The organism is Desulfovibrio sp. OH1186_COT-070, assembly GCF_003860215.1.
Lineage (GTDB): Bacteria > Desulfobacterota > Desulfovibrionia > Desulfovibrionales > Desulfovibrionaceae > Desulfovibrio.
This window is the reverse complement of record NZ_RQYH01000042.1, coordinates 1-17,355: the sequence shown is the minus strand read 5'-3', so window position 1 is coordinate 17,355 and position 17,355 is coordinate 1. Positions and strand designations below refer to the sequence as shown.

The 17,355-nt window shown below is 62.1% G+C and carries 19 protein-coding genes and 1 pseudogene; 10 read left to right on the top strand and 10 right to left on the bottom strand.

Annotated elements, in window-relative coordinates:
- The 5 genes from EII23_RS10825 to coaBC form a co-directional block, all read right to left on the bottom strand.
- The coding region (locus EII23_RS10825) for a transposase (RefSeq protein WP_148091252.1) at positions 1 to 164 on the bottom strand (164 nt) is incomplete at its 3' end.
- Positions 165 to 296: 132 nt separating this feature from the next.
- Positions 297 to 896: a lysine exporter LysO family protein gene (locus EII23_RS10820; protein WP_124793385.1), complete on the bottom strand. Its 600-nt coding sequence runs from the start codon at positions 894 to 896 to the stop codon at positions 297 to 299.
- Positions 893 to 1,201 (bottom strand): LysO family transporter, encoded by a 309-nt coding sequence (locus EII23_RS10815; protein WP_124793384.1) that lies wholly within the window; start codon positions 1,199 to 1,201, stop codon positions 893 to 895. Before EII23_RS10815 ends, EII23_RS10820 begins: the two co-directional genes overlap by 4 nt.
- Before the next feature lie 41 nt (positions 1,202 to 1,242).
- Positions 1,243 to 2,007: a hypothetical protein gene (locus EII23_RS10810; protein WP_124793383.1), complete on the bottom strand. Its 765-nt coding sequence runs from the start codon at positions 2,005 to 2,007 to the stop codon at positions 1,243 to 1,245.
- Complete coding sequence (gene coaBC, locus EII23_RS10805) at positions 1,989 to 3,242, bottom strand: bifunctional phosphopantothenoylcysteine decarboxylase/phosphopantothenate--cysteine ligase CoaBC (RefSeq protein ID WP_124793382.1); 1,254 nt, start codon at positions 3,240 to 3,242, stop codon at positions 1,989 to 1,991. The genes EII23_RS10810 and coaBC overlap by 19 nt, the downstream gene beginning before the upstream one ends.
- A 215-nt stretch (positions 3,243 to 3,457) precedes the next feature.
- Between coaBC and queA the strand changes: the two genes are divergently transcribed.
- From queA to EII23_RS10780, 5 genes are read left to right on the top strand one after another with little or no spacing between them, the layout of a single operon-like run.
- Entirely contained in the window at positions 3,458 to 4,561 is a 1,104-nt protein-coding gene (gene queA / locus EII23_RS10800; RefSeq protein WP_124793381.1) for a tRNA preQ1(34) S-adenosylmethionine ribosyltransferase-isomerase QueA, read from the top strand.
- A gap of 35 nt (positions 4,562 to 4,596) precedes the next feature.
- Positions 4,597 to 4,821, top strand: coding sequence for a 4Fe-4S dicluster domain-containing protein (locus tag EII23_RS10795; protein ID WP_124793380.1), 225 nt, complete (start codon positions 4,597 to 4,599; stop codon positions 4,819 to 4,821).
- A complete protein-coding gene (gene vorB / locus EII23_RS10790; RefSeq protein WP_124793379.1) occupies positions 4,818 to 5,921 on the top strand; it encodes a 3-methyl-2-oxobutanoate dehydrogenase subunit VorB in 1,104 nt (367 codons plus the stop codon). The genes EII23_RS10795 and vorB overlap by 4 nt, the downstream gene beginning before the upstream one ends.
- Before the next feature lie 2 nt (positions 5,922 to 5,923).
- Entirely contained in the window at positions 5,924 to 6,724 is an 801-nt protein-coding gene (locus tag EII23_RS10785) for a thiamine pyrophosphate-dependent enzyme (RefSeq protein ID WP_124793378.1), read from the top strand.
- The gene (locus EII23_RS10780; RefSeq protein WP_124793377.1) at positions 6,717 to 7,268 is read left to right on the top strand and encodes a 2-oxoacid:acceptor oxidoreductase family protein; all 552 of its coding nucleotides are present in this window, start codon (positions 6,717 to 6,719) and stop codon (positions 7,266 to 7,268) included. The genes EII23_RS10785 and EII23_RS10780 overlap by 8 nt, the downstream gene beginning before the upstream one ends.
- Positions 7,269 to 7,318: 50 nt before the next feature.
- Here the strand turns inward: EII23_RS10780 and typA are convergent, their stop codons facing one another.
- Together typA and EII23_RS10770 are read right to left on the bottom strand one after the other, a co-directional pair.
- Positions 7,319 to 9,154, bottom strand: a complete 1,836-nt coding sequence (typA, locus tag EII23_RS10775) for a translational GTPase TypA (protein WP_124793376.1) — start codon at positions 9,152 to 9,154, stop codon at positions 7,319 to 7,321.
- 160 nt (positions 9,155 to 9,314) lie between these two features.
- The gene (locus EII23_RS10770) at positions 9,315 to 10,184 is read right to left on the bottom strand and encodes a purine-nucleoside phosphorylase (protein WP_124793375.1); all 870 of its coding nucleotides are present in this window, start codon (positions 10,182 to 10,184) and stop codon (positions 9,315 to 9,317) included.
- Between the two features lie 193 nt (positions 10,185 to 10,377).
- On the opposite strand from EII23_RS10770, the gene EII23_RS10765 reads away from it, so the two are divergent.
- From EII23_RS10765 to EII23_RS10745, 5 genes are all read left to right on the top strand, one after another.
- On the top strand, positions 10,378 to 11,817 hold the full coding sequence (locus tag EII23_RS10765; protein ID WP_260424694.1) for a biotin carboxylase N-terminal domain-containing protein: 1,440 nt from the start codon (positions 10,378 to 10,380) through the stop codon (positions 11,815 to 11,817).
- A gap of 53 nt (positions 11,818 to 11,870) precedes the next feature.
- Positions 11,871 to 14,123 carry an acetyl-CoA carboxylase carboxyl transferase subunit alpha/beta gene (locus EII23_RS10760; protein ID WP_124793373.1) on the top strand — a complete coding sequence of 751 codons (2,253 nt, stop codon included), beginning with the start codon at positions 11,871 to 11,873 and terminating at the stop codon, positions 14,121 to 14,123.
- A gap of 94 nt (positions 14,124 to 14,217) precedes the next feature.
- Complete coding sequence (locus EII23_RS10755; RefSeq protein WP_124793372.1) at positions 14,218 to 14,865, top strand: biotin attachment protein; 648 nt, start codon at positions 14,218 to 14,220, stop codon at positions 14,863 to 14,865.
- A 43-nt stretch (positions 14,866 to 14,908) separates the two neighbouring features.
- Positions 14,909 to 15,247, top strand: a complete 339-nt coding sequence (locus tag EII23_RS10750) for a hypothetical protein (RefSeq protein ID WP_124793371.1) — start codon at positions 14,909 to 14,911, stop codon at positions 15,245 to 15,247.
- A 77-nt stretch (positions 15,248 to 15,324) separates the two neighbouring features.
- The gene (locus EII23_RS10745) at positions 15,325 to 15,813 is read left to right on the top strand and encodes a single-stranded DNA-binding protein (protein WP_124793370.1); all 489 of its coding nucleotides are present in this window, start codon (positions 15,325 to 15,327) and stop codon (positions 15,811 to 15,813) included.
- A gap of 59 nt (positions 15,814 to 15,872) precedes the next feature.
- Here EII23_RS10745 and EII23_RS10740 read toward each other — a convergent pair.
- The 3 genes and pseudogenes from EII23_RS10740 to EII23_RS10735 form a co-directional block, all read right to left on the bottom strand.
- A pseudogene (locus EII23_RS10740) lies at positions 15,873 to 16,094 on the bottom strand (transposase); the annotation flags it as partial.
- On the bottom strand, positions 16,091 to 16,231 hold the full coding sequence (locus tag EII23_RS12965; protein WP_185702372.1) for a hypothetical protein: 141 nt from the start codon (positions 16,229 to 16,231) through the stop codon (positions 16,091 to 16,093). The gene EII23_RS12965 and the pseudogene EII23_RS10740, both read right to left, overlap by 4 nt.
- Positions 16,232 to 16,289: 58 nt before the next feature.
- Positions 16,290 to 17,288 (bottom strand): hypothetical protein, encoded by a 999-nt coding sequence (locus EII23_RS10735; protein WP_124793369.1) that lies wholly within the window; start codon positions 17,286 to 17,288, stop codon positions 16,290 to 16,292.
- Between the last annotated feature and the right edge of the window lie 67 nt (positions 17,289 to 17,355).

The window sequence follows — 17,355 nt, the reverse complement described above, 5'->3', positions numbered from 1 at the left end:
CGCCACGGCGCGCCTGTACGCATAATCCGGAAGACCGCATTGATAAAGCGCCGATTGTCGTGGGCCCTGCCTCCCCAGCTTCCTTCACGTCCGGGCAAATGGGGTTCAAGCTTCTTCCAAACTGAATCAGAAATGTCGTGCCGTCTGTGGGCTGCTGTGGACATATGTTCCTCGCTTGCGGTTGAAGACAAGCGAACTGTGCCACAAAATGAAAATTTAGACAACTTCATGACTACACTGCTAGACCCGGAATCGGCAATGGGGAAAAGAAAAATTTTTCACCGCGGCGCACGCCGCTACCGGGTGCAGAAAAAAATCACCCAGAAGGGAACGCTGATGTCCAGAATCATGGCGTGCACAATGGCGGCAAAGATCCAGTGCGCGCCGCAGTAGCGGGCGATGACGGGCAGGGTGGTGTCCATTGTGGTTGCTCCGCCGCAGCAGATGGGAGCCGGTGGCCCCAGAAGCCGGGCCAGCAGGGGGGTGAACAGCAGGGTGAACATTTCCCGCGCGATGTTGGCCACAAGGGCCACGGTGCCCAGTTCCGCCCCCTTGTATTGCGAAATGAAGACGGAAGAGAGCGAATAATAGGCGAAGCCAGCCCCCACAGCCAGGCATTCCGCCGTGCTGTAGCTCAAAAAAAGGCTGGCCAGGGCCGTGCCCGCAAACGTGCCCGCCGTGGTGGCCAAAGGCAGCAGCAGCACAGAAGGGCGCAGGCCGCGCAAAAGTTCGCCCAAACGCCTGTTGGACCCGACAGAAAAGCCCACCAGAAACATGAGCGCCCACAGGGCGCACACGGTGACGTCCCGCTCTGCAAGAAAGCGCGGCGCCATGTCCAGGCGGCCCAGAACCGCCCCGGCGCAGAAAAAAAGAAGGATGATCAGGCTGCCTTTCATGCCGTATGATCCGGGGGCTGGTGGAAATTTGCGGGAGGGGGCGTGATCCGGAGAAAGCGGCCCGCGCAGACAGCGCAGATCAGGGAACCGGCAATACCTGCGCCCGCAAGCAGCAGGGCTGCGCCGCCCAGACGGGGCAAGGCTCCCGCCAGATCCCGGTTGCCGCCAAGCTCAACGCCCAGCAGAAAGAGCAGCAGCAGGATGGCAGGCATGACCCCGTGCGACAAAAGCCCTGCCACGGCATGCCCGCGCAGGGCGTAGCCCAGAGCCATGCCCAGAAACGTCAGTCCGAGAACGATGAACACAGGCGATCTCCACGTTTTTTGCCGAAAGCAGGGAGGCCGGGTCACAGCGCAGGGGGCAGGGCCGTGCGGATAAAGGCCAGCATGGATTTGTAGCGCGTGTGGCCGGACAGCAGTTCGTCCATGCTCCACAGGCCCCAAACCAGATGTCTGCCGTGGCGTATGTGCTGCAAGGGGGCCAGGCTGTGGTGCAGGCCCAGAGCCTCGATGACGGACTCGCCCATGACGACTACGGCCCTGGCCTTGAGCCGCGCGGCGGCGGCCCAGAAAATCTCCGGAGCGGGAGGGCAGGGGGGCAGGGCGGCATCAGGGCGGCCGTCAGGGGGGGCGTCGGGCAGGCAGACGGGCCAGAAGGTGTGCGTGCCCGGCGGATAGCCCAAATCCTGCAGCATGCGCGCCAGAAAGGCGCGCCTTTCCCCGCGCCCCGGCGTATCTTCGCGCGTCAGGTCCAGGCCGAGCCCGGCGTAGGTCCAGAGCACCCTGCCGGGGCGCGTTGTGCGCAAGAGATCACGCCAGGGCGCGGGCCAGTGCTGGGGAGGCAGGAGGGGTTCGGGCTTGTGCCCCGCCGGAGGGAGGCCCTGCTTTGGCGCTTCCGCCCCGGAGCGGACAGGTTCCGCTGTTTTTGGGTCAGGCCGGGTGTTTTTTGCCTTCTGAAAAGAGAACTTCCGGGTTTCCTGCGCGGGAAAGCGCGGCTTTTCCGCCGGGGCCGCTGTTTGGGCAAAAGCGTCAAAGCCCCGGGGAATGAGCAGATGGGTGAGGCCGCGTTGTTGCCAGCGCGCGGCCAGGCTGTTCAGGAACGCAAAAGCCATGAGCACAGATCCCAGGCCACGTCAGCCTTGCTCTGCGTGGGCCAGATTTCCTCCCGCCCGGCAGCGTCCACCACGGCCACAGCGTTGGTGGCTGCGGCAAATCCGCTGTCCCCGGCATTGACGCGGTTGGCCGCCAGCACATGGGCCTGTTTGGCTTCGCGTTTGGCATGCGCCAGAGGCAGGAGCGAGGGCATGTCCGGGGTTGTTTCGGCGGCAAAGGCCAGAATTTTCTGGTGCGGCGCGCGATTGGCGGAGAGCGTGCGCAAAATATCCGCATTGGGAGTGAAGGAGATGGAAAAGCCCTGGGGGGCAGCGGATTTCTTGAATTTTTCCTTTCCGTGGGGCGTTGGGGAAAAGTCGGCCACCGCCGCGGTAAACATGCCCATGTCCATCCGGGGCCACAGGGATTCTGCCACGGCAAACATTTCACGGGCGCTGGTCACATCGTGGCGGGCCATGCCGCGCGGCAGCGCAAAGCGCATTCCGGGGCCGCACACGGCCTGCACGTCCGCCCCGCGCAACCAGGCGCAGACGGCCAGCGCCGCGCCCATCAACCCGCTGGAGGGATTGGTCCAGAACCGTACTCCGTCCCATGCCTCGCGTGTGGGGCCGAGGGTGACCAGAACTTTTTTTCCGGCCATGTCCTGCGGAGAAAGGGCCTGCAGGGCGGCCAGAAAGATTTCGTGCAGGGGAGCCAGCCTGCCTTCGCCCTGCTCGCCGCAGGCCGTGCCTCCGCAGGACGGGGGCACAAGGCGCGCTCCGCGCCGCAAGAGCAGGTCGACATTGTCTCTGGTTGCCGGGTGCGACCACATGCGCGGGTTCATGGCCGGGGCCAGCACCAGAGGGCCGTCAAAGGCCAGAGCCTGTGCGCACAGCATGTCGGCGGCAGCGCCTGCGGCCAGCCGGGACAGGGCATCGGCCGAGGCCGGAGCGACCACAAGGGCATGGGCGTTCTGCCCCGGCTCCAGATGGGCAAAAGGCTCTTCACCTGCGGCGAACATGTCGCCGTAGACCGGGGCAGCCCCCAGAGAGGAAAAAAGCAGGGGCGTCACAAAATTGCGCGCGCCGCCGGTGAGGGTAACCGAAACGTGGATGCCCATGCGGAGCCAGGCGCGCAGAAGGTCTGCCGCACGGTAGCAGGCCACAGAGCCGCAGACGCCGAGATGCAGGCGTTTGCGGGCAAAGCGTGTGCTCTGGTCCACGGGGGTTTTCAGGCCGCCTTGTTGTTCGCTCATGACTCGCCCATGACCCGCGTTCTTTTGCCGTGCGGCTGTTCTGCACGGCGGTATGCCGTCCCCCGCCCGGCGCGGACTTTCGCTGCCCGCAGGGGTGACAAGAGGGCAGTGCGGGAGTATACTTGCCAATTACCGGACATTGCCGTCCGCAACCTGCAAACAGTAGCCTTTCCGGCGAGGCCTGACAAGCCGCGTCCCGATGGCCGGAAGATGATATGCGTCACGCTGTGGATGATGAAGATTTTTTGCTGGAAAGCTACAACTTTCCCCTGCCGCAGGAGCGGATAGCCCAGTTTCCTCCGGAAGAGCGGGGAACATCGCGCATGCTGGTCATGCCGCGCTTCGGGTCGCTGGATCTGGAGCACAGGAATTTTTGCGATCTGCCCTCCTGTCTGCCGCGCGGCGCGCTGCTGGTGGTCAACAATTCGCGTGTGCTCCAGGCCCGCCTTGTGGGCACGCGGGCCACGGGCGGCAGGGTGGAATTTTTGCTGCTCACGCCCCTGCCCCTTATCCGGGAGCGCGCCCGCAACGACAAGCAGGGCGGGCAGAGCGCGGAGGTGCTGGGGCTGGTGCGCGCCGGAGGCAGCGTCAGGGACGGTGAGCATCTTGCCTTCGGCGCGGGATTGGGAGTGACCATTCTGGAGTCCGGGCCGTTCGGCCAGAGGCGCGTGCGCCTGAGCTGGCGCGGGGACCTTCAGGAGGCTTTTGCCGCCACCGGGCATATTCCCCTGCCGCCCTATATCAAGCGCCCCGACGACGGGGAGGACGCTTTTCGCTACCAGACAGTCTATGCCAGCTCCGAAAAAGTCGGTTCGGTGGCTGCGCCCACAGCCGGGCTGCACTTTACCGGGCAGATGCGCGCCACCCTGGAAGAACAGGGTTTTGAATGGGCCGAAGTGACGCTGTATGTGGGCTACGGCACGTTCACGCCGGTACGCTCCGCCGATATCCGCGCCCACCGCATGCACCGCGAGCATGTGGAAGTTCCCGAAGCCACAGCCCTGGCCATTGACAGGGCCAAACGGGAAAAACGGCCCGTGGTGGCGGTGGGCACCACCAGCCTGCGGACGCTTGAGGGCGTGGCCGCCCTGTGCGGGCGCGTGCAGCCCTACACGGGCTGGACGGACATTTTTTTGTACCCCGGACGGGAGTTCCGGGTAACGGACGGTCTTCTGACCAATTTTCACCTGCCCGAATCCTCCCTGCTCATGCTGGTGGCGGCTTTTGCCGGGCGCAAGCGCGTGCTGGAAGCATATGCCGCCGCCGTCAGTCAGGGATACCGTTTTTTTTCATACGGCGACGCCATGCTCATCCGCTGAAAAGGGGAGCGGCGCAAGGCCGTGGGAGGCCACAGATGTCACGAGTCGTGTTTCTGGAAGACCGCTGCAAGGGCTGCCGCCTGTGTGTGGACGCCTGCCCGGCGAACATACTGCGGCCTTCGGGGCGCTTCAACAGCCAGGGCTATGAGGTCATGGAGGCCGGGGGCGCATGCACGGGCTGCGCCTCCTGTGCGGTCATGTGCCCGGATGTGGCCATCCGTGTGTTCAGAAGCGGGAAAAAACAGGGGGCCGGGGCATGAGCGCGCAGGACCGCATTCTCATCAAGGGCAACGAGGCCATTGCCTATGGCGCGGTGGACGCCGGGCTGCGCTGCTATTTCGGCTATCCCATCACCCCGCAGAACGAGATTCCCGAGCTTCTTTCCTCACTCCTGCCGGAGCACGGCGGACAGTTTGTGCAGGCCGAGAGCGAGGTGGCCGCCGTCAACATGCTGCTGGGCGCGGCGGCCTGCGGAGTGCCCGCGCTGACATCTTCTTCCGGCTGCGGCATATCGCTCATGCAGGAAGGCATTTCCTACATGGCTGGCAGCCACATACCCGGCGTGCTGGTCAACATGCAGCGCGGCGGGCCGGGGCTGGGCGACATAGGTCCCTCCCAGGGCGACTATTTTCAGGCCGTCAAGGGCGGCGGCCACGGCGACCACCGCAATCTGGTGCTGGCCCCGTCCACGGCGCAGGAGTGCTACGACTTCATGTTCCGCGCCTTTGCCCTGGCCTTCCGGTACGCCAATCCGGTCATGGTGCTGGGTGATGCCATTGTGGGCCAGATCAAGGAGCCTGTGCGGCGCGTGCCGCCGCCCGGCGCGCCGGACGCCGCGCAACTGGAGGCCACAGCCTGCGACTGGCGGCTGGAGGGCTATGGCAGGCGCGGGCCGGAGGGCGCGCCGCGTCTGCTCAAGAGCGTGTATCTGGCCGAAGGGGCGCTGGCCGAGCGCAACCGCATGCTCATGCGCAAGTACGAGGCCATGAAGGCCGAGAGCGCCTTTGTCAGCGAGAGCGTGGAAGACGCCGAGCTTGTGGTGGTGGCCTTCGGTTCCGTTGCCCGCATTGCCCGCAGCGCCATCAGACGTTTGCGGGCCGAGGGGCACAGGATCGGGCTGTTCCGGCCTGTGACGCTCTTTCCCTTCCCCGAGGAAGCCTTGCGCGCGCTGGCTCCGGGACGGCGTTTTCTGGTTGTGGAGCAGAACACCGGCCAGATGGTGGAGGACGTGCGCCTGGCCCTCTTCGGGCAGCCGGGAGTGGGGGCGCGCAATGTCCTGTGGCACGGCGTCATGCCGGGGCTGTTCATCGGGAGTGAGGCTCTGCGCGAGCCCATGCTCCAGGCTCTCAAGGAGAAGTGATCATGCAGGCGCAAGAGGCGAGCCTTTGCCCCGGCCAGGGCGAAAAACTGGTTTTTGATGTGAATCCGGTGCTCAACGAGCGCCAGACCCACTATTGCCCCGGTTGCCACCACGGCATTGCCCATCGTCTGGTGAGCGAGGTTCTGCACGAACTGGGCGTGGCGCAGCGCGCCATACTGGTGGCTGCCGTGGGCTGTGCCACGTTTACCTATGACTATTTCAACGTGGACGGCCTGGAAGCGCCCCACGGCCGCGCCTGCGCCGTGGCCACGGGCGTGCGGCGGGCGCGGCCCGAGGCCGTGGTCTTTACCTATCAGGGCGATGGCGACATGGCGGCCATCGGCATGGCCGAATCCCTGCATGCGGCCAACCGCGGCGAGAAAATCACCTCCGTTTTCATCAACAATGCGGTGTACGGCATGACCGGCGGGCAGATGGCGCCCACCACCCTTGTGGGACAAAAAACCACAACCTGCCGCGCCGGACGGAACATGGCCACCGAAGGCGGCCCGGTACGCATGGCCGAGATCATGGCGCAGCTTGACGGCGTGGCCTATTCCGCCCGCTGCTCCCTGCACTCGGTCAAACACGTGCGCGCGGCCAAAAAGGCCCTCACCAGAGCCTTTGAGGTGCAGATGCAGGGTCTGGGTTTCGGTTTTGTGGAATTTCTGTCCGGTTGCCCCACCAACTGGCACATGGATCCGGTTGCCGCCAACAGGCGCATTGCCGAGGCCATGATCCCCGTTTTCCCGCTGGGGGTGTACAAAGACACAAGCGGGACAGAGGAGGCCGCGCATGGCTAGGGTCTATCAGGATGTGATCATCGCGGGTTTCGGCGGGCAGGGGGTCATGTTTGTCGGCAACCTGCTGGCTCAGGCAGGCATGGAATACGGGCTGGAAGTCAGCTTCATTCCGGTGTACGGCGCGGAAATGCGCGGCGGTACGGCCAACTGCACGGTGGTGCTGGACAGCGAGCCCATAGGCTCGCCTCTGGTGCGCGAACCCATGTCTGTCATTGTGCTCAACGAGCCGTCTCTGGTCAAGTTCCAGCCGCGTCTGCGCGCTGACGGCGTGCAGGTGGTCAATACCTCGCTCATTGACGCCTCGCTGGTGGACGCGGGCAGGCGCAGCGTGTGCATTCCGGCCAATGACGTGGCCCACCGCCAGGGCAATGTCAAACTGACCAACATGGTGGCCCTGGGGGCCTGGCTCAAGGCCACGGACGTGTTGCCGCTGGCTGTGGTGCAGGAAGCTCTCCAGCGCGTGGTCAGCCCGCACTATGCCGGGCTTGTGCCGGTCAACGCCCGCGCGTTGGAGGCTGGCTACCGCTTTTTTGACGCGGCCTGAGCATCCGGGCTGTGCTCCTGCCGGGCAGGCTTCGCGACCTGCGCTGCGGGTCAGCCTTGGGCGGTCTTGCGCTTTCCCGCTGCCTGATGGCGTTTCAGGGCCGAAAGCTCTGCCTTGCGCAGCCTCACGGAAAGGGGCGTGACCTCCACCACCTCGTCCTCGCGCACAAAATGCAGGGCATGCTCAAGGAGCATTTTTTTCGCCGGCGTCAGGATGACGTTTTCGTCCTTGCCTGCGGCGCGCAGGTTGGTGAGCTTTTTTTCCTTGGTGGGGTTGACGTCGATGTCATTGTCGCGGTTGTGCTCGCCCACGATCATGCCTTCGTACACGGGGTCGCCCGGTTCCACAAAAAGCGTGCCCCGCGGTTCCAGATTGAACAGGGCGTAGGCCACAGCGGATCCCGCGCGGTCGGAAACAATGGAGCCGGAATAGCGGGAGGGAAAGTCGCCGCGCCATTCTTCATAGCCCTCAAGCCAGGAATTCATGATGCCCGTGCCCTTGGTGTCCGTGAGAAATTCGTCGCGATAGCCGATGAGCCCGCGCGAAGGCACGGAAAACTCAAGCCGCACGCGGCCCGTGCCGTTGTTGACGCAGTTGAGCATGCGGCCCTTGCGCTGGGCCAGTTTTTCCGTGACCACGCCCATGAAAACCTCGTCACAGTCCACGCAGAGCCGCTCCACAGGCTCCAGCGTATGCCCGTCCGCATTTTTTTTCAGGATGACTTCCGGCCTGCCCACGGAAAGCTCAAAACCCTCGCGGCGCATGGTTTCCACCAGAATGGCCATCTGAAATTCGCCGCGCCCCTTGACCAGAAAGGCATCGCGATCCGCCGTGTCTTCCACGCGCACGGCCACATTGCGCAGGGCTTCCTTGAACAGTCTGTCGCGGATGGCCCTGCTCTGCACGATTTTTCCCTCGCGCCCGGCCAGGGGCGAAGTGTTGATGCCAAAGCGCATGGCCACTGTGGGCTCGTCCACGCGGATGCGCGGCAGGGCGCGCGGGTTGTCGCGGGTGCAGACGGTATCGCCGATGGTGACATCCTCGATGCCCGCCATGACAATGATGTCGCCGGGCTGGGCGGAGTCCACCTCTGCCAGGTGCAGGCCCTCGTACACCTGGATTTTTGCGGCCCGCAGGGGCCTGGGGTGTCCGTCCTCGCCGATACAGGCCAGCGCATCTTTGGCGCAGATATGGCCGTGCATGATGCGCCCCACGGCCAGACGCCCCAGATAGTCCGAATAGTCGAGGTCGGCCACCAGCATCTGGAAAGGCTCTTCCGGGTCGTGGGCCGGGCCGGGAATGTGCTCCACAATGGCGGTGAACAGCGGGCCAAGATCCACCCGGGGATCGTCGGGCTTGTGCATGGCCACCCCTTCGCGCCCGATGGCGTAGAGCACGGGAAAGTCCAGTTGGCGCTCGCTGGCGTCCAGATCGATGAACAGGTCGTAGATTTCGTTGAGCACTTCCGCAGGGCGGGCATCCTTGCGGTCGATCTTGTTGATGACCACCACCACGGGCAGCGCGGCTTCCAGAGTCTTGCGCAGCACAAAGCGCGTCTGGGGCAGCGGCCCTTCGGAGGCGTCCACCAGCAGTATGGCTCCCGTGGCCATGGACAGCGAGCGTTCCACCTCGCCGCCGAAATCGGCGTGGCCCGGAGTGTCGATGATGTTGATCTTGGTATCCCGCCACCTGACGGCGCAGTTTTTCGCCGCAATGGTGATGCCGCGTTCGCGCTCCAGATCCATGCTGTCCATGACGCGTTCGTCCAGATGCTGACCGGCACGCACCGCGCCCCCCTGCCGGAACAGCGCGTCCACCAGAGTGGTTTTGCCGTGGTCGACATGGGCGATGATGGCCACATTGCGCAAAGATGTGTTGTGCTGCATGAAAAAGTCCTGATATCCGAAAGTGTTGGGGCGGCAGGAGCGGCTCTCTGACAGAGACGCTTTTCTGCCGCCCCTTGGGCGACGCCGAAGATAGCAGGAGGCAGAACGCTTTTCAACGGCCTTGTCAGCGCCCGGCAAAGGCGCTGGCACCATTGCCGGTTCAGAGCCTGGACACCACAGCGCGCACCAGACGGGCCAGATTTTTTTCCGCCTTTGCGGCCACGTCCAGCACTTCTTCCAGCGAAACCGGGCGCATGCAGTCAGGCAAATTCTTGTTGGTCAGGCACGACAGTCCCAGTACGCGCAGGCCGCGATGCCGCGCGGCAATGATCTCCAGCACGGAACTCATGCCCACGGCATCAGCCCCCCACTGGCGGTACATGCGCGTTTGCGCCGGGCTCTCCAGTTCCGGCCCGTGCACGCCAAGGTAGATGCCGCGCTCCAGCCGCACGCCCAGTCTGCGCGCGGCGTCCAGAGCCAGGGCGCTCAGCCCGGCGTCCAGGGGGGCGCTCATGTCGGGGAAGCGTTCTCCCCATTCTTCGCGATTTTTGCCGGTCAGGGGCGATTGCCCCGTGTGGTTGATGATGTCTGTCATGCACATGAGGCCGCCCGCGTCAAACTGGGGGTTCAGGGCTCCGGCGGCATTGGTCACCATCAGGGTTCTGACGCCCAGTTCCGCCATGACGCGCACGCCCATGCAGACCTGGGCCGGGCTGTAGCCTTCGTACAGGTGGCAGCGTCCCTGCTGGACGAGCAGTGGACGGCACGGCCCTTCCCCCTGCCCGCAGGATGCGGAAAAACTGCCCCAGACAAAAGCTCCCGCATGCCCCTTCACGCCGGAGAGGGGAAAGCCCGGCACCTCGGCATAGGGCACCACCACCTGATCCGCAAGCTTCGCCGCCAGACCGGAAAAGCCTGTCCCCAGCACAAGGCCCACAGGCGGCGCGTCCCACTGCTGTGAAGACAGCGCGGGGCCAAGGCGTTTTCGCAAAAAGGCGGCGGCGCGCTGGACATCGTCAAAATTTTGCATACACTCTCCTCGCGCCTTGTCGCGTGTGCGGAAAGGCGGCCGCGTCCTGCGGCTTTGGCGCGGCATGCCGCGCGGGACGCATGCTTGTGGATATGGATTTTTCCGTCAAAAGCGGATACGCTTCAGGCGTGCCGGACATACTATCGCGCCATGCCCGCTTCCACAACCCCGGCACAATGACAGGGAGACAGGATTGGACACATCTCGGAACACCCCCCCCCTGTGCGACCACAGGGTTCTGGTGGCCAATCGCGGCGAAATCGCCATGCGCATCATACGGGCCTGCCGCAAGCTCGGAGTGAGCTTTACCGCCATCCACACAGCCGAAGACGCGGCTTCGGATCATGTGCGCCTGGCGCGCGAAGAAGGCGATGCCCAGGGCCTCTTCCGCGTTTCTTCGTACCACGATGCCAACGAGCTGATGGCTGTGGCCGATGAGGCCGGCTGCACGGCCGTGCATCCGGGCTACGGCTTTTTTGCCGAAGACTTCCGCTTTGCCCGGCGCGTGACCAAACGCGACAGAAAAATGATCTTTATCGGCCCCTCGTGGAAAATCATCCGGGAACTGGGCGACAAGATCAACACCAAGCGTCTGGCGCGCAGTCTGGGCGTGCCCACGGTTCCCGGCTCGGATCGCCCCATTTATGACGAAATGGAGGCCGAGCGCATTGCCAAGAGCGTTTTCGAGTTTCAGGAGCAGCAGGGCGTCAAGCGCCCCCTGGTGCTGGTCAAGGCATCTGCGGGCGGCGGCGGCATGGGCATTGAAGAGGTCTATGATCCCGATCAGTTCCGCTCCGTCTACCGGCGCATCCGCAGCTACGCCCTGCGCCAGTTCAAGGATGAAGGTGTGCTCATCGAGCAGCGCATCACGGACTTCAACCATCTGGAAGTGCAGGTGGTTTCCGACCGCACGGGAACCGCGCCGGTGCATTTTGGCACGCGCAACTGTTCCATCCAGTCCACCGGCCGCCAGAAGCGCGTTGAGGTGGCGCCCGGCTTTGCGCCCGCGGAAATACAGTACACGTTTGACGCCGACAAGGTGCTGCGCGACATCGTGGACTATTCCCTGACCATGGCGCGCAAGGTGGGCTATGACAATGTGGGCACATGGGAATGGATCGTGACCCGGCAGGGGGATCCCTTTCTCATGGAGGTGAATACCCGCATCCAGGTGGAAAACGGCGTTTCCGCCCGCATCGCCAAGGTAAAGGGGCAGGGCGGCATCGACCTGCTGGCGGAGCAGATACGCATCGGGCTGGGCGAGCCGCTGGGCTATACCCAGGACGATATCTCCTTTGAGGGCCTGGGCATCGAATACCGCATCATCGCCGAAGACCCCGACAACAGCTTCACCCCTTGGGCGGGCCGCATCGAGCGCTTCCAGTGGCAGGATCAGCCCTGGCTGACCATGCTGACCCATGTGCCGCAGGCGGAACCGTATGAAATTCCGACAGAATTTGACCCCAATCTGGCCCTGGCCATCATCTGGGGCAAGGATCTGGCCGAGGCCCGCGCGCGGGGGCTGGAATTTTTACGCTCCTTCCGGCTGGAAGGGCACAACGGAGCGGGAGAAGAACTGAAATCCAACGTGCAGTTTCTGGCGGCGCAGACCGAACGGATCCTGCGTTTCTGAAAACGGGCTGCCCGTGAAACGCCCATCAAGCCGCGCCACAGCGCAAGCGAGCCATGGACAACAATATCGAAAAACGTATCCAGAATCTGCACGACAGACTCAGTTATCTCGTTGATATCTTTGCCGGAAAGCACAAGGACAATGCCGACTTGCTGGGCGAGAAGCTTGCGGCCTTCACCGAGCGCGCCCGCGCGGGAGCCCTGGAAGATCCCTATGCGGATCTGGCAACGGTGGAAGACCTTTTCGGCTATGTGGAACGCCGCCTTGAGGCGAGCATCACGCCCATGGACAGGGTGCGCATTGTGCGTCACCCCCAGCGCATCTGCCTGCGCGATATTCTGGAAAACGTGTACGACAATTTCACCGAAGTGGGCGGGCAGGACGAGCACAGCCTTGACCCCAGCATGCTCATTGCCCGCGCGGTTATCACCCGCCGCAGGGGCAAGAAGGTCTATACCCAGTCGGTGATGGTCATCGGGCAGGAAAAAGGCCACGGGGCGGAATTCCGCAACGGGGGATCGGTAAAGCCCTGGGGCAATGCCAAGGCCCAGCAGTACATGCGCGTGGCCGAAACAGAAGGCATTCCCATCCACACATACATTTTCACGCCCGGGTCCTATCCCATCGAGGACAATCCCGGAGCGGCCCAGCAGATCGCCCGCAACATTTACAGCATGGCGGGTTTGCGGGTGCCGATCATCGCCGTGATTTCCGAGGGCGGCTCCGGCGGGGCCGAGGCCATCGGCCTTGCGGACAAAAGGCTCATGTTCTCCCACGGATATTATTCCGTCATTTCGCCCGAGGGCGCGGCGGCCATTGAAGGGCGGCTCAAGGCCGGGCAGCGCGCCACGCCGGAGCTTATCGAAAGCTGCGCCCGCAATCTCAGGATCACGGCCCAGGACAATCTGCGCTTTGGCTATGTCGACCGTGTGGTGCAGGAGCCGCCGCTGGGCGCGCGCCCCTGGCATTTCGACTTTTTCCGCAGTCTGCGGCAGGAAGTGCTGCGGGCCACGGACGAAGTGGTCATCTCCACCCGCAGGATGCCGGTTCTCAAGGGGCTGGCTCTGGCCCGCGTGCGCAACCCCGACGCCGATCTGGAAGAAATGCATACCCGTTGGGGCCTGTCGTCCCAGGCCAAGGACAGGCTGCGCGAACGCCGCCAGCAGAAGTTTCTGCGGCTTTCACGCCAGGCGGCCCATGACCGCCGCCCCCTGCTGACCAAGCTGGCCGCTGCCTCCTGGGACTGGGTCAGCAAGCCCTGGGTCAGCTTCAAGTACGATTTTTACCGCAAGCACCAGCGGCACATCCGGACCTTCATGGAAGAAGTGGACAACGAGCTGGAAGTGCTCAAAAACCGTCTTCTCATGCCGTGGCGCAAGCTCACCAACAGGCTGCCCAACGCCAGGGCCGACACAAGGGCCAGGGAACTTACGGCCCTTTCCACCTGGTCTGACGATGGTCGGCGCAGCCGCTGGAACTATCTTTCCCCCCGCTACAAGATCGACCGCACCCTGACCTGCCCCAATGCCGCTGCCTACGGCTGCCTGGATCTCTGGGGGCCGGATCTCTTTGCCGAGTTTGCGGGCGTGTGCAGCCATTGCGGCTACCATTTTCCCATGGAGCCGGAATGGTATGTGAAAAACGTCTTTGACGCCGGATCTGTCTTTGAGTTCAACAGCGAAATCGAAGCGGGCAATCCGCTGGAATTTCCCGGCTTTGACGAACGCATTGCCGATGCCCAGCAAAAAAACGGGGCCAAGAGCGGCTGCATGACCTTTGAGGCGCGCATCGACAATATCAAGATGGTGGTGGCCATGCTCATGGGCACTTTCCGCGGCGGTTCCGTTGGCGCGGCCGAAGGCTGCAAGTTTGTGGAAGCCGCCCAGCGCGCGGCCAAGAAACGCTATCCCTTCCTGGCCTATGTGCACGGCACGGCGGGCATCCGCATTCAGGAGGGCACCCACGGCGTCATCCAGATGCCGCGGTGCACCGTGGCCGTGCGCCGCTACATTGAGGCCGGCGGTCTGTATATGGTGCTCTATGACACCAATTCCTTTGCCGGGCCGCTGGCCAGCTTTCTTGGCTGCTCGCCCTACCAGTTTGCCGTGCGTTCCTCCAATATCGGCTTTGCCGGCCCCGGCGTCATCAAGGAGACCACCGGCATGGACGTTCCCCCCAAGTACCACCGCTCCTACAGGGCGCTTTCGCGGGGGCACATTCAGGGAATCTGGGATCGCAGGCAGGTGCGCGCCAACCTCAAGCAGGCTCTGCTGACCATCGGCGGCAGAAACCTCTATTATCGCTGACCGGGACAGGCGGCAGGCCGCCACGGCAGCAAGACCGTCCGGGACAGTCCGGACGCAAACCAGCCTCCGCCCCGGTGGAGCCACGGACATGCACATGGATATTTCCGCACTGCTGGATGAAATCAAGAACTCGCCCTACCGCGAAATCGTCATCAGCGCGCCCCACACGGGCCGCGTGACTTTTGCCGATGTCAAACAGGGCGATATGGCTCACGGCCCGCAGGGCCAGTGGAAGGAAAAACCCGGCACGCTGGTGGCCACGCTGGAGCGCGAGCGCAATCCCAAACCCATCACGTCGCCGGAAAAAGGCGAGATAAGCCTGATCCACTCCGATTTGGAAGGCCGCTTTGTGGAGGCGGGCACTCCCTTGGCCGTGTTGCGCCACATGCTTACCCGCAGCGAAGTGGAGCACATCATTCTGCAAAAGGCATTGCATCTCTTTCGCGCGCCGGAGCGGGCCAAATACTACTTCACCCCTGACGTGGACAAAAAAATCCGGGCTGGCGGGCCGCAGTCCGTGCACATGCGCGAGGGCATGGAGTTGCTGATCATGTCCCGCATGAAGCGCGAGGTGCCCCTGAACTACTCCGGCCCTTCCGGCGTGATCTACGCTGTCTATTTCAAGTACAACGAAAACATGGACACGGGCGCGCCCCTCATCGGGGTCTGCCCGCAGGACCAGCTTCCCATGATTCAGGATGTCATCATGCGGGTGCACATGGAGTGGCCCGAAACGGGATAACAGGTTTTTCCCGCGCAAAAAAGCGCGCGGAAAGGGAGCATGCATGGGCCGGGCACTGCAAATACGCGTGAGCGCCGTTACCTGGAATGAGGACTTGCTGGAGGAATGCTGGCCCCGCCTCACGGAACTGGCGTTCAGCGTTCCCGTCTTGCATGAGCGGCGCGGCGTGCTGGAAATGGTGCGCGCGCTGGACGACGGCCTGAAATTTCTGCCCTGGTCCGAGGCCCGCCGCGCCGCGCTGGGGCCGGGCATCCACAAGGCGGCCCGCCTCAAGGCGGAACTGGAGGCGGCCCTGGCCGACTGGGATCCCGGAAAGGCCAACCGCCTCAGCGACCAGTTGGAAGATGTGCTGGACGATATGGAAAAGGCTTTTGTCGCCTGAACCGGCAAAGGCAGTATGCCTGCCCCCGTGCGGCAGGAAAACTTTGCGGAGCCGCTGGCTCCGGCGGAGGAGAGACCATGCTGAACAAAGTCATGATCATCGGCAGGCTGGGGCGCGACCCGGAACTGCGCTATACCCAGAGCGGCGCGCCGGTGGCCACCCTCAATGTGGCGACCGACGAATCCTACACCGACCGCGAGGGCAACAAGGTGGATCGCACCGAGTGGCACCGGGTTTCCGTATTTCAGCGCCAGGCGGAAAATTGCGCCAATTTTTTGGGCAAGGGCAGTCTGGTCTATATTGAAGGCAGCCTGCAAACGCGCAAATGGCAGGACCAGCAAGGGCAGGACAGGTATACGACAGAAATCAAGGCCCAGCGTGTGCAGTTTCTGGACCGCAAGGGCGAGGGCGCGCGTGATGCGGGTCGTGACCGGGATGACGAATACGGCGCGCCGGGCGGCGGGACACGGCAGGGTGGTGCGCCGCAGCGCCAGCGCACGCAGGAAGACAATATGGGGCCGGCCTTTCCGTCAGAGGCCTCCAGCATGGACGACATGCCGTTCTGATTTTTCTGTTGCCTCAAAAACCCCGGCCTTGCCGGGGTTTTGAGGGCGCTCTTGCCAGCAAGGTGCGCATCTGCGTACATCTTTTTCAGGCGGGCGTTTTCCCGCTCCAGCTCCTTCATCCAGGCCATCAGTGAGGCGTCCATGCTGTATTTTGCTCGCCGCTTGTAGAAAACCGCACTGCTCATCCCGTGTTGGCAGCAAAGTTCCGTTACCGGCATACCGTTTGCGGCCTGCTTCAAAATTGCCAGAATCCGGCTGTCTGTAAGCCGTGACTTTTTCATGTAAAATCTCCCGCTCCATGAGCATGGGAAATTCTACTCTCAAATGCTGCCATTTTTGGGGGGATTACATCGTCACGAGTCTTGTTTGTCTGTTCGTAAAGATGTTCGACGATATCGGCCTTGGTCAGTGCTGACATGTTTACTCCAGTAAAGTGGCAACAGAACGAATCTGCCTTTTATGGAAAACGCAGAGAGTTATTGAAGATTTCTCAAGATGTCTCGATATTCACCCTCAATATATCTATCTATTTTTTCTACATCTATGTGGCCTTGCTTCACTAAAGCAATGAGCTCTTTATAGGCAAGAGTTCCAAACCTGACCCAAGCTGTCAGGTTGGTATTCTTCAAGAATAAGATAAGTTCACCACCAGATTTTACGAAAGCGTCTATTGCATCGCCAGTGCATAGGATTCCATAGCCAACAAACAACATCCTTCTTAATTCTGGAACTGAAGCGGATGGCACGCAGTCTTTCCACTCAAACTTGTGGTAGTAACGTCTTTTGACTGTGTATAAAACACGAATAAGCAGTTCTGTAACCAAAGGAGGAATGGCAGTTGCCGCTCCATGGCGTGCATCGTAGCCTTCCTCAAACACTTTAGTGAAAATGGTTGCCAAAGAGTGATTGTCTTGGCCAAAAGCACCAACATTTAAGAAGGTGAGCAAATTGTAGAAAGGTATCGGAATGCCACTACCTCTTCCGGCAGCACCAGAAGACCCAGCAACATCAGACATTAAGTGCATAAACCAATTACAAAAACCCGCAAAAATTTTTGCTACTAGCGTGGAACCTTGTAATTCAAACTGATCGTTCGACCCACCTTTGACGACAACGATGTGTCCTTTATCAATGAAACTCGCTGTGTTGTTGAATTGATCCAAAATCGAAAACAGTAGTCCGATAATATCTGGAGAATGACCAAGACTCTTAAGGTGATGGTTTTTAAGAGTCATGTTTTTTACAGCGTTGCCAGTAGATGAAGATGTACCAAAGTCATAGTTGACTGGATAGTTTCGCTCCAACCACGCAATGGCACTTTTTGTGGAGTCTTTGCCTTCTCGTGCTCCAGGCCAACCACTCCATTTTGCTACCTTCTGGACACTGGAGTTTGTAAACGCATCCACCTTGTCCGTTAAGAAACTTTCACCTGGCGCACCTACAAGTGTAATCTCCCCATTTGTGGTAGTGCTCAAAAGTAGAGCCTATGCCGCCCGTTTCAGTTTCATGGCCGGGGTGATACCACCGATGCCCATATGGGGC